General features: G+C 45.6%; 10 protein-coding genes. All 10 read left to right on the top strand.

Translation table 11 applies throughout. The annotated features are described in order from the left end of the window. Window positions 1-1,278 carry a flavodoxin-dependent (E)-4-hydroxy-3-methylbut-2-enyl-diphosphate synthase gene (gene ispG, locus ACO0KY_RS07290; protein WP_186911628.1) on the top strand — a complete coding sequence of 426 codons (1,278 nt, stop codon included), beginning with the start codon at window positions 1-3 and terminating at the stop codon, window positions 1,276-1,278. 12 nt (window positions 1,279-1,290) lie between these two features. After that, entirely contained in the window at window positions 1,291-2,652 is a 1,362-nt protein-coding gene (hisS, locus tag ACO0KY_RS07285; RefSeq protein ID WP_423045054.1) for a histidine--tRNA ligase, read from the top strand. Window positions 2,653-2,666: 14 nt separating this feature from the next. Continuing rightward, window positions 2,667-3,326: a YfgM family protein gene (locus tag ACO0KY_RS07280; protein ID WP_423045053.1), complete on the top strand. Its 660-nt coding sequence runs from the start codon at window positions 2,667-2,669 to the stop codon at window positions 3,324-3,326. A 12-nt stretch (window positions 3,327-3,338) separates the two neighbouring features. Continuing rightward, a complete protein-coding gene (bamB, locus tag ACO0KY_RS07275) occupies window positions 3,339-4,487 on the top strand; it encodes an outer membrane protein assembly factor BamB (protein WP_423045052.1) in 1,149 nt (382 codons plus the stop codon). 5 nt (window positions 4,488-4,492) lie between these two features. Beyond that, window positions 4,493-5,833 carry a ribosome biogenesis GTPase Der gene (gene der / locus ACO0KY_RS07270; RefSeq protein WP_186911632.1) on the top strand — a complete coding sequence of 447 codons (1,341 nt, stop codon included), beginning with the start codon at window positions 4,493-4,495 and terminating at the stop codon, window positions 5,831-5,833. A gap of 175 nt (window positions 5,834-6,008) precedes the next feature. After that, window positions 6,009-6,245 (top strand): RNA chaperone Hfq, encoded by a 237-nt coding sequence (hfq, locus tag ACO0KY_RS07265; RefSeq protein ID WP_186911633.1) that lies wholly within the window; start codon window positions 6,009-6,011, stop codon window positions 6,243-6,245. 39 nt (window positions 6,246-6,284) lie between these two features. After that, window positions 6,285-7,415 carry a GTPase HflX gene (hflX, locus tag ACO0KY_RS07260; protein ID WP_423045090.1) on the top strand — a complete coding sequence of 377 codons (1,131 nt, stop codon included), beginning with the start codon at window positions 6,285-6,287 and terminating at the stop codon, window positions 7,413-7,415. A 31-nt stretch (window positions 7,416-7,446) separates the two neighbouring features. After that, on the top strand, window positions 7,447-8,736 hold the full coding sequence (hflK, locus tag ACO0KY_RS07255) for an FtsH protease activity modulator HflK (protein ID WP_423045051.1): 1,290 nt from the start codon (window positions 7,447-7,449) through the stop codon (window positions 8,734-8,736). Window position 8,737: 1 nt separating this feature from the next. Continuing rightward, window positions 8,738-9,640, top strand: a complete 903-nt coding sequence (gene hflC / locus ACO0KY_RS07250) for a protease modulator HflC (RefSeq protein WP_186911635.1) — start codon at window positions 8,738-8,740, stop codon at window positions 9,638-9,640. Between the two features lie 111 nt (window positions 9,641-9,751). Next, window positions 9,752-10,903, top strand: coding sequence for an ATP phosphoribosyltransferase regulatory subunit (locus ACO0KY_RS07245; protein WP_423045050.1), 1,152 nt, complete (start codon window positions 9,752-9,754; stop codon window positions 10,901-10,903). Window positions 10,904-10,906: the final 3 nt, after the last annotated feature.

The raw sequence follows: 10,906 nt of genomic DNA, 5'->3' as shown, positions 1-10,906 counted from the left end.
ATGAAACCATTTTTATCGGAAATCGCTTCCGGGCCTTTGGCAAGGCGTTCTAGTCGCACTGCAAAAATTGTCTATGGCAAGAAAGAAGTATTAATCGGCGGCAATGCTCCAGTCGTTGTGCAGTCGATGACAAACACGGATACTGCTGATGTCATTGGAACTGCGATTCAGATTAAAGATCTGGCGCGGGCTGGCTCTGAGTTGGTGCGAATTACAGTTAATAATCAGGAGGCCGCAGCGGCGGTGCCTGCAATCCGTGAACAGCTCGATCGTATGGGCGTGGATGTTCCGTTGATTGGTGATTTTCACTATAACGGACATATATTGCTTAGGGATTATCCAGAATGCGCCCAAGCATTGTCTAAATATAGGATTAATCCCGGAAATGTCGGGCAGGGTGCGAAACGCGATACGCAGTTTGCGCAAATGATAGAAATGGCATGTCGATACGATAAGCCAGTGCGCATCGGTGTTAACTGGGGAAGTCTGGATCAGGACTTGCTGGCGCGGATTATGGATGAGAATGCATCATTGGCTGATCCAAGAACTGCTCAGTCAGTGATGTATCAGGCATTAATTACCTCAGCCATTGAAAATGCACAGCGTGCAGAAGAGTTGGGTCTGGGTAGTGACAAGATCATTTTGTCGTGCAAAGTGTCAGGCGTGCAGGATTTGATTGCAGTTTATCGTGAACTTTCTGCGCGTTGCGACTATCCATTGCATCTCGGCCTGACTGAGGCGGGCATGGGAAGTAAAGGAATTGTTGCCTCGACAGCAGCGATGGGTGTTTTGTTGCAAGAGGGGATAGGCGATACAATACGTATTTCTTTAACCCCTGAGCCAGGTGGCGATCGTTGTCGTGAGGTGATTGTTGGCCAGGAAATTTTGCAAACCATGGGTTTGCGAAAATTTACGCCAATGGTAATCGCTTGCCCGGGTTGTGGTCGTACGACGTCAACGGTATTTCAGGAATTAGCGGACGATATCCAAACGTTTTTACGTGATCAGATGCCAGTCTGGAAGAAGCAGTATCCTGGTGTTGAAAATATGAATGTTGCCGTGATGGGGTGTATCGTGAATGGCCCGGGTGAATCAAAGCACGCAAATATCGGTATTAGTTTGCCAGGTACGGGTGAATCACCAGCTGCGCCAGTGTTCATTGATGGCACAAAAGCGATGACCTTGCGCGGCGATCGCATTGCTGAGGAATTTCAAGCTATCGTGTTGGATTATGTGCAGAAGCGTTACGGAAGTGCTGCAGAAGTTGAGAGTAATTAAACTAGGCTGACCATGTCGGAAAATAAAAAAATAGAAAAAATCGTTGGTGTTAAAGGGATGAATGACCTTCTTCCATCTGACTCTCCTTTGTGGGAGTTGTTTGAGAATACGGTGCAGTCAGTTTTAAAGAGTTATGGTTTTCAACAAATTCGCACACCTATTGTTGAAGCTACTCCTTTGTTTTCACGTGGTTTGGGTGAGGTTACTGATATCGTCGAAAAAGAAATGTATTCTTTTGAAGATTCGATGAATGGTGACAAGCTAACTCTGAGGCCTGAAGGTACTGCTGGTATTGTACGTGCCGCTATTGAGCATAATTTGGTCTACGATGGTCCAAAACGTTTATGGTACACCGGTCCTATGTTCCGCCATGAGCGCCCCCAGCGTGGGCGCTATCGTCAATTTCATCAGGTGGGTGCTGAAGCTTTGGGCTTCAGTGGTCCTGATATTGATGCAGAATTGATTATGCTATGTCAGAGGTTGTGGGATGATTTAGGTCTGCAAAACGTGCGTCTGGAATTAAATTCCATCGGTAACGCGGCAGAAAGAAATGCTCATAGAGTAGCCTTGATTGCTTATTTTGAGCAGCATATGGACATGCTTGATGCTGAAGCACAACGTCGCTTGCACTCAAATCCATTGCGAATTCTGGATACGAAAAATCCAGCGATGCAAGACATGGTTAATGCTGCACCAAAGTTGCTTGACTACCTGGGTGAGGAATCTCTTGCCCACTTTGAAGGTGTGCAGAAAATCTTAAGGGCTAATAGTATTCCATTTAAAATCAATCCACGTCTGGTGCGTGGGATGGATTATTACAACCTGACGGTGTTTGAGTGGATTACCGACGAACTTGGCTCTCAGGGTACAGTTTGTGGTGGTGGGCGTTACGACTCGCTGTTTGCAACCTTTGGTGGTAAGCCTACTCCGGCATGTGGTTTTGGTATGGGTATCGAGCGTCTGATCGAATTGATGAAGGCAGCTGGCGATACTCAGCCTTCAGCGATTTGCGACGTATATGTGGTGCATCAAGGTAATGATGCGCAAATGCAAGCGTTTGTCTTGAGCGAGAGATTGCGTGATGCGGGTCTTGATGTTGTGTTACATTGCGCAACTGCCACAGGTGTCGGTAATTTCAAAGCGCAAATGAAAAAAGCAGATGCAAGTGGTGCCGCTTATGCCGCCATTATCGGTGAGGATGAACTTGCCAGTAATAGCGTTATTATCAAAACCATGCGCTCTGATAATCAGGAAAATAACCAAATCAGTGTGCCATTTGATACTGTAATTGATTATTTGGTTGATCAAATTGTCGGTGCAGAGTCAGACGCGGATTGTTGCGATGACCCAAATCATATTCATATTCACCATTAATAAAATATAAGAACATGGCTTACGATCTAGAAGAGCAGGAACAACTTGCAACCCTTAAAGCAATCTGGAAACAATATGGTAATTTGATTACTTGGATTTTAATTATCGCATTGTCCGCCTACGCAGCATGGACTCAGTGGAGTAATTATCAAAGCAATCAATCTGGCCAGGCATCTCAGTTGTATGAGGAAATGCAAAAATCTGTGGCAGCAAAAGACGATGCGAAAGTACAGCGTGCTGCAAATGATTTAAAAGAAAAATTTGCGACTACTTCGTATGCATCGATGGCTGCTATGGTTGCTGCTAAAAGTGCATTTGATGCAAATGATCTGACATCTGCAAAGTCGCAATTGCAATGGGTAGTTGATAAGAGCAAGAATGATGATTACAAAGCGATCGCAAGGATTCGTTTAGCCGGAATCGCCTTAGATGAAAAAAATTACGAACTGGCTATGACGCAACTTTCCGGAGAATTTCCGGTGGATTTGCAGGCCGAGGTTTTTGATCGCAAGGGGGATGTTCTGGTTGCGCAAGCAAAAATTGATGATGCGCGTAAAGCATATCAGGCGGCCCTTGAAAAAATGACAGATAAAAACTCGGCACGTCAATTGGTGCAGATTAAACTGGATGCGATAGGCGGTTCTGCGGCTGATGCAGTTGTCGTAAATAAATAACAGGAGTTGTTCATGCAATTTTCCGCCAAATTAATTTCGGTGGCTGCGTTTTGTCTTTTGGCGGGATGCTCATCTTTAAACCCATTTGCTTCTAAGCCTGATCCAAAAAAACTCCCAGCACCACTAGTGGAGATCAAGTCAACGATTGCTGTTAAGCAGGCTTGGTTGATTTCGATTGGCTCATCAGCAAATTATGTTTTTAGTCCTGCGGTGGACGGTTCTAGTGTTTATGTGGCGGCTGCGGACGGTACGGTGGCAAAAATTGATGCTGCTTCTGGTCGTTCCGTTTGGCGTATTAATGCCGGGTTTAGCCTGACTGCAGGCGTTGGTGCAGGATTAGGTTCTGTTGTGGTTGCTGGTGAGAAAGGGAATTTGTTCGCTTTCGATACTGATGGTAAATTACGTTGGAAAGTGCAAGAATCGTCTGAAATCCTTTCAACTCCTGCGATTGGTGCAGGGTTGGTTGTTATACGTAGTAATGACAATCGGATTAGTGCTTATGATTTAGAAACTGGTGCGAAAAAATGGTCCGTCGAGCGTCCATTGCCGCCGCTTATTTTACGAGCAGTGCCCGGCTTGTTGGTGGTCGGTGATCAGGTTATAGTGGCTTTGCCTGGCGGGCGCATGTCTTCTTTGGCGCTTAAAAATGGTGGCTTGCGTTGGGAAGCTGTTGTTGGTGAGCCCAAAGGTAATACTGAGCTCGAGCGTGTTGCTGATGTATCCGGTCTGCCAGTGGTGGTGGGTAAGGATGTTTGCGCGACGTCGTACCAAGGGCGAGTTGGTTGTTTTGACTTAAACACAGGTTCGCCACGCTGGGTAAAAAATATTTCTAGCGAAGTTGGTGGGAGCGCAGATGAGCGTTTCATGTTTGCATCAGATAGCGTTGGCACTGTAAATGCATTTAATCGCGATGGCGGGTCTAGTGCCTGGCGTAATGATAAGCTTGCTCGCCGTCGTTTATCAGCCCCTATTTCCTTTGGTCGCAGCGTAGCTGTGGGCGACTTTGAAGGTTACGTTCATTTTCTCTCAAGAGAAGATGGTTCTTTCATTGGTAGAGTTGCTACCGATGGTAGTCAGATTTTAGCTGCCCCGATTGTGGTTGGTTCAAATCTGATTGTTCAAACAAAATCAGGATCAGTGGTTGCTTTTGCAGCCGAGTAATACAAATGAAGCCGGTTATCGCACTTATAGGCCGACCTAACGTCGGCAAATCCACGCTGTTCAATCGGCTTACCCGTTCACGCGACGCATTAGTGGCAGACCTTCCCGGTCTGACTCGCGATCGCCATTATGGTGAAGGTCGTGTTGGAGAGAGGCCCTTTTTAGTTATTGATACTGGAGGTTTTGAGCCAGTTGCCAAAGAGGGTATTTTGCATGAAATGGCTAAGCAAACCAAGCAAGCCGTTGCTGAAGCTGATGTCGTTATTTTTATTGTTGATGGTCGTCAGGGTTTGACGCCACATGACAAGACCATCACCGATTTCTTGCGTAAATCAGGCCGCTCTGTGATGCTAGTTGTCAACAAAGCTGAGGGCATGAGATATTCTGCCGTTACCGCTGATTTCTACGAATTGGGTATGGGGGATCCTTATGTGATTTCTGCAGCTCACGGTGATGGCGTTGCTGATTTGGTCGAAGAGTCACTTAACATTGCTTTTGCTCAACGTCCGCCAGAAATGGAGGAGCCAGTTGATGTTGTTCGTGGTATTAAAATAGCCATTGTCGGGCGTCCTAATGTCGGTAAATCGACATTGGTTAATACCCTGCTCGGTGAAGATAGGGTCATTGCGTTTGACATGCCGGGCACTACTCGTGATTCAATAGAAATTCCGTTTGAGCGAGATGGTAAGCATTATTCTTTGATTGATACGGCGGGTATTCGTCGTCGTGGTAAGGTCTTTGAGGCAATCGAGAAGTTTTCTGTCGTTAAAACTTTGCAATCCATCTCTGAGGCGAATGTTGTGTTGCTGCTATTGGATGCGCAACAGGATATTTCCGAGCAAGATGCCCATATTGCTGGCTTTATTCTGGAGTCTGGTCGTGCATTAGTGGTTGGTGTCAATAAATGGGATGGACTGCAAAGTGATCGTAGGGATGAGATTAAATTTGATATCGAACGTAAGTTGAATTTCCTGACGTTTGCAAAGTTCCATTTCATTTCTGCTTTAAAATCAACTGGTATTAGCCCATTGATGAAATCGATTGATGCTGCCTATGAAGCAGCGATGGCTAATTTATCGACCCCTAAATTGACCCGTGCTTTGATTGAAGCTGTTGAGCATCAGCAACCGAAGCGCAAAGGATCAATACGTCCGAAATTGCGTTATGCGCATCAAGGCGGTCAAAATCCGCCTATTATTGTGATTCACGGTAATGCATTGGAGGCGGTCGGTGACGTGTACAAGCGTTATTTGGAAAAACATTTTAGAGAGACGTTCTCATTGACGGGGACCCCCCTGAGAATTGAAATGCGTTCTGGTAAGAATCCGTTCGATAAGTCTAAGTAAAGAAAAATAAGTTCTTGAGAAACATATTAATGTTGATTTTTTTCGGTTAAAGAAAATCGTATTATTAAGTTTTTGAATAAAATTCAATTACAGTTGTTTTGTAATTACTATGGGATTACTTGAAATATTTCAAATAATCCCCAACTCCTGATCACAACAACACAATGGAGCTGTTATGAGCAATAAAGGGCAACTTTTACAAGACCCGTTTCTGAATGCACTGCGTAAAGAGCATATTCCCGTGTCTATCTACTTAGTTAACGGTATTAAGCTGCAAGGTCATATTGAATCCTTTGATCAATACGTGGTTTTGTTAAGAAATACCGTGACTCAAATGGTTTATAAGCACGCTATTTCTACGGTGGTTCCGGCACGTGCTGTTAGTATTGCTACTGAGTCTGAGGCTGAGTAATTTTTTGATTCCTTCTATTTTTTGTATATGTCCTTGAGCATGCGCGCAGCCTTGGTAGGCGTCGATTTTGGCAAGGACGATTTTGCAGCTGGCCTGGAAGAGCTTTCTCTGCTTTCACAATCTGCTGGGGCTGACCCTATAAGTGTGGTTACTTGTAAGCGTTCCAGACCGGACGCAGCGTTATTTATTGGCAGTGGTAAAGCGACTGAAATTGCAGATATCGTTGCTGATGAGAAGCTTGATCTGGTTATATTCAATCATGCGCTTTCGCCTGCTCAGCAACGTAACCTCGAGCGACACCTGAAGATCAGGGTGGTTGATCGCACGAGTTTGATTCTGGATATTTTTGCGCAACGGGCAAAAAGCCACGAAGGTAAAGTGCAAGTTGAGTTGGCTCAGTTGCAACATTTGGCTACGCGCTTGATTCGTGGTTGGACGCATCTGGAGCGTCAAAAAGGCGGTATAGGTTTGCGCGGGCCGGGCGAGACGCAGTTGGAAACAGATCGTCGCTTACTTGGTGAGCGAGTAAAAATGTTGAAGTCGCGCCTTGAAAAGTTACAGCAGCAGCGTGAAACGCAGCGTCGTTCACGTGATCGTAGCAAAACCTTTTCAGTATCTCTGGTTGGCTATACCAACGCGGGTAAATCAACCTTGTTCAATTCATTGACGAAGGCGGGCACGTATGCGGCCAATCAATTGTTTGCTACGTTGGATACTACTTCACGGCGCCTGTATCTGGGTGACGCGGGTAGCGTGGTGATTTCTGATACCGTTGGCTTCATTCGCGAGTTGCCTCATCAATTGGTAGCCGCTTTCCGCGCAACTTTGGAAGAGACTATACATGCGGATTTGTTATTGCATGTTGTTGATGCTAATAGTCCTGTGCGGGCAGATCAGGTAGAGCAGGTGAATCATGTTCTGAAAGAAATTGGCGCAGATCATATTCCGCAATTAATGGTTTGCAATAAAATCGATCTGGCGGCTCTCGAGCCGGCGGTCGTGCTAAACGAGTGTGGTAAAATTGACAGAATATTTCTGAGCGCAAGAACAGGTGCTGGCTTGGACCTGTTGAGGCAGTCCATTGCAGATTTTGCTATCCAAAAGGCGTCGGAAACAGCAGGAGCAAAGATTGCTCCCGATGAAACTGATGCAAGATTTAATATCCTGTAGCTCAACCTTCTATTCATTGGAAATCAAGAGAATGATTGGTTCATTTCTAAAAAGAATTGGTGTGACTTTGTCATTGAACGATCCTCAATGGGGCCGTGGCTCCAAGAATAGTAATCAGGATGACAAAAAATCTCCTGATACACCGCCCGACCTAGAGCAAATCTGGAAGGATCTGAATCAGCGCTTAAACCGCTTTCTGGGTCAAAAAGGCGATGGCAGCGGTGGTAATGGGGGTAATAACTTTAATTCTGACCCTGTAAGTGCAAAGTTGGGCGTCGGGGCTATCCTGCTTGTCTTCTTATTTGTCTGGTTGGTCAGTGGCGTATTTATCGTCCAAGAAGGTCAGACTGCGGTAATTACGACATTTGGTAAATATACGCATGTTACTGGTGCTGGTATGAACTGGCGTTGGCCTTATCCTATCCAAAACCACGAAATCGTCGATGTATCGCAAGTGCGCACGGTGGAGGTTGGTTATCGCTCAAATGTCAAAAACAAGCAGGCTCGTGAGTCTTTAATGCTCACTGATGATGAGAATATTGTTGATATTCAATTTGCCGTTCAGTACAAACTTAAAGATGCCGTTGATTGGTTGTACAGTAATCGTGATCAGGATGAAATGATACGTCAGGTTGCTGAAACTGCGATTCGTGAAATCGTCGGTAAGAGTAAGATGGATTTCGTCTTATATGAAGGCCGCGAAAAAGTAGCGTCTGACGTAGGCGCTCTTATGGAGCAGATTTTGAATCGCTATAAGGCTGGTGTGCAAATTGCTAACGTGACTATGCAAGGTGTGCAGCCTCCTGAGCAAGTGCAGGCAGCATTTGATGATGCAGTAAAAGCAGGCCAGGATAAAGAGCGTCAGAAAAATGAGGGTCAGGCGTATGCGAACGACGTGATTCCTAAAGCGCGTGGCGAAGCATCGCGACTGTTGCAAGAGGCTGAAGGCTATAAGTCGCGTGTAGTCTCAAATGCAGAGGGTAATGCTTCTCGCTTTAAGCAAGTGTTGAATGAATATCAGAAAGCACCGGTTGTTACCCGTGATCGTATGTATCTGGAAACGATGCAACAAATCTTCGCGAGCACTAGTAAGGTGATGATGGATACCAAGTCCGGGAATAACATGGTGTATTTACCTTTGGATAAAGTGATGTCGCAAAACGAAGCCGCATCTGCCAAGTCGAATGTGGCGACCCAGGTTCCGGCCGCAGTCCAATCTTCTGTGTTGAATGAGCAAATCCCAACGATAGAAATGCGTAGTAATAAAGACGAAAATAGATCTCGGGAAATTCGTGATTCCCGCGACAGGGAGGTACGTTAATATGAATAAGATTATGTCTTTTCTGGCGATATTTGTTGGTCTATTGTTAGTTGCTTATTCAACTATATTTGTTGTTAATCAAAAAAACTATGCCATCGTTTTTGCATTCGGTGAGGTGAAATCGGTCATTAGTGAACCTGGTTTGCATTTCAAGTTGCCTCCGCCATTTCAAAATGTATTGTTTCTGGATAAGCGGATTTTAACTATTGATGCTGATGAGGCTGATCGTTTCATTACTGCTGAGAAGAAAAATATTCTCGTTGATTCTTACGTGAAATGGCGTATCTCTGATCCTAAGCTGTACTTCGTCAGTTTTGCTGGTGAAGAACGCGGTGCAAGAAATCGGCTATCGCAAATCGTTAAAGCGGCACTCAATGATGAAATTACCAAACGCACCGTACGAGAAGTGATATCGGGCGAGCGCGGCAAGGTAATGGAAGCGATTCGTAGCAAGGTGACTGAAGAAGCACGCCAAATTGGCGTGGAAATTGTTGATGTGCGCCTCAAACGTGTTGATTATGTTGAACAAATCAATAATTCTGTGTATGACCGTATGAAAGCGGAACGTTTGCGCGTGGCAAATGAGCTGCGTTCGACCGGTTCAGCTGATTCGGAAAAAATTAGAGCTGATGCGGATCGTCAGCGCACCGTGTTGTTGGCTGAAGCTTATCGTGAATCTGAAGAAATGCGCGGTGCAGGTGATGCCGAGGCTTCGCAGATTTATGCCAAGGCTTTTGGACAAAATCCGGAATTTTACAAATTTTACCGTAGCCTTGAAGCATATCGTGCTAGCTTCAAAAGTAAGAGTGACTTCGTGGTGGTTGATCCAAGTTCAGACTTTTTTAAGTATTTTAAAACCCCTGGGGTATCTAGTGGTGGGGCGAATGCAGTAAAATCTAAGTAATTCAGAAAACATATCCAGCAAATAGCGATCTGTACCAATTGCGGTACAGATCGCTATTTGCTGGATGCCTGTCGTAAATACGTATTTGTTAATTTTTTTTGATTGTTTTTCATGCCGAATTGGCTTCTCCCCGAAAATATTGCTGACGTCCTGCCTTCTGAAGCACGTAAGATCGAAGACTTGCGCCGAGTTTTTCTTGATCACTTCAGATTGTATGGCTACGAGCTGGTAATGCCGCCTTTGCTTGAGTACATCGAATCCTTGTTGACTGGCGCTGGTCAGGACATGGATTTACGCACTTTTAAGTTGGTTGATCAGGTTTCCGGACGTACCATGGGCCTACGTGCAGATATGACTACCCAAGTGGCTAGGATTGATGCGCATTTGTTGAATCGCGCGTCGGTGACTAGACTTTGCTACGCTGGCAACGTGTTGCACACTAAGCCTTCTGGTTTGCATGCAACCCGTGAGCCAATACAAATTGGTGCTGAGATCTATGGTCATGCGGGTTTAGAAGCTGACGCTGAAATCCAGGAATTGGTATTGGCGAGTCTGGCATTGGCTGGAATTCGCGAAGTACGTCTGGATTTGTGTCACGTGGGGGTTTTGCGCGCGATTCTCGACCTTGATTCCGAGGCAAAGAAGCAGGAGAATGTTTTATTTTCTTTGCTTGAGGCGAAGGATTTGCCTAGTATAGACATCGTTAGCCGTGAATTGTTGCCGGAGGTACGGGCGGCTCTGATGCTGTTGCCAACTTTGTATGGTGATGTTTCTATTTTGAAAATCGCAAGAGAAAAACTGCCTGCGGTAAATGGCATTATTAGTGCGCTTGATGAGTTGGAATATCTGGCTAGCTTGGTGGGGCCTGCACAGGTGACCATTGATTTGGCTGATTTGAGAGGCTACCACTACCATAGTGGCGTGATGTTTAGTGCTTTTGTGCATGGCTTGCCAAACGCGGTGGCACGTGGCGGGCGTTATGATCATGTGGGTGAGGCTTTTGGTAGGGCGCGTCCGGCGACCGGATTTTCATTGGATTTGCGTGAGCTAGCACGATTGATGCCAGTTGCTGAGCGCAAGGATGCGATTCGCGCCCCGTGGAGCCGAGATGTTGGTTTGCGCCAAAAAATAGCAGAATTACGTAATGAGGGGGAAGTGGTAATTCAAAATTTCCCTGGGCACGAGAACGAACAAGACGAATTCGACTGCAACAGAGTGGTCGTATTCGATGGTGATCAATGGATTCTTCAAAATGTAGGTTGAGTG

This window comes from Undibacterium sp. Dicai25W, from assembly GCF_049340505.1.
Classification (GTDB): domain Bacteria; phylum Pseudomonadota; class Gammaproteobacteria; order Burkholderiales; family Burkholderiaceae_D; genus Undibacterium; species Undibacterium jejuense.
The sequence above is the reverse complement of the archived record's forward strand: the minus strand, read 5'-3'. Positions and strand labels throughout refer to the sequence as shown.

Excerpts from the sequence above, each read along its gene's own strand:
- ispG (WP_186911628.1), top strand. The coding sequence starts at position 1 with ATGAAACCATTTTTATCGGAAATCGCTTCCGGGCCTTTGGCAAGGCGT.
- ACO0KY_RS07245 (WP_423045050.1), top strand. The coding sequence starts at position 9,752 with ATGCCGAATTGGCTTCTCCCCGAAAATATTGCTGACGTCCTGCCTTCT.
- hflC (WP_186911635.1), top strand. The coding sequence starts at position 8,738 with ATGAATAAGATTATGTCTTTTCTGGCGATATTTGTTGGTCTATTGTTA.
- hflX (WP_423045090.1), top strand. The coding sequence starts at position 6,285 with ATGCGCGCAGCCTTGGTAGGCGTCGATTTTGGCAAGGACGATTTTGCA.
- hfq (WP_186911633.1), top strand. The coding sequence starts at position 6,009 with ATGAGCAATAAAGGGCAACTTTTACAAGACCCGTTTCTGAATGCACTG.
- der (WP_186911632.1), top strand. The coding sequence starts at position 4,493 with ATGAAGCCGGTTATCGCACTTATAGGCCGACCTAACGTCGGCAAATCC.
- ACO0KY_RS07280 (WP_423045053.1), top strand. The coding sequence starts at position 2,667 with ATGGCTTACGATCTAGAAGAGCAGGAACAACTTGCAACCCTTAAAGCA.
- bamB (WP_423045052.1), top strand. The coding sequence starts at position 3,339 with ATGCAATTTTCCGCCAAATTAATTTCGGTGGCTGCGTTTTGTCTTTTG.
- hisS (WP_423045054.1), top strand. The coding sequence starts at position 1,291 with ATGTCGGAAAATAAAAAAATAGAAAAAATCGTTGGTGTTAAAGGGATG.
- hflK (WP_423045051.1), top strand. The coding sequence starts at position 7,447 with ATGATTGGTTCATTTCTAAAAAGAATTGGTGTGACTTTGTCATTGAAC.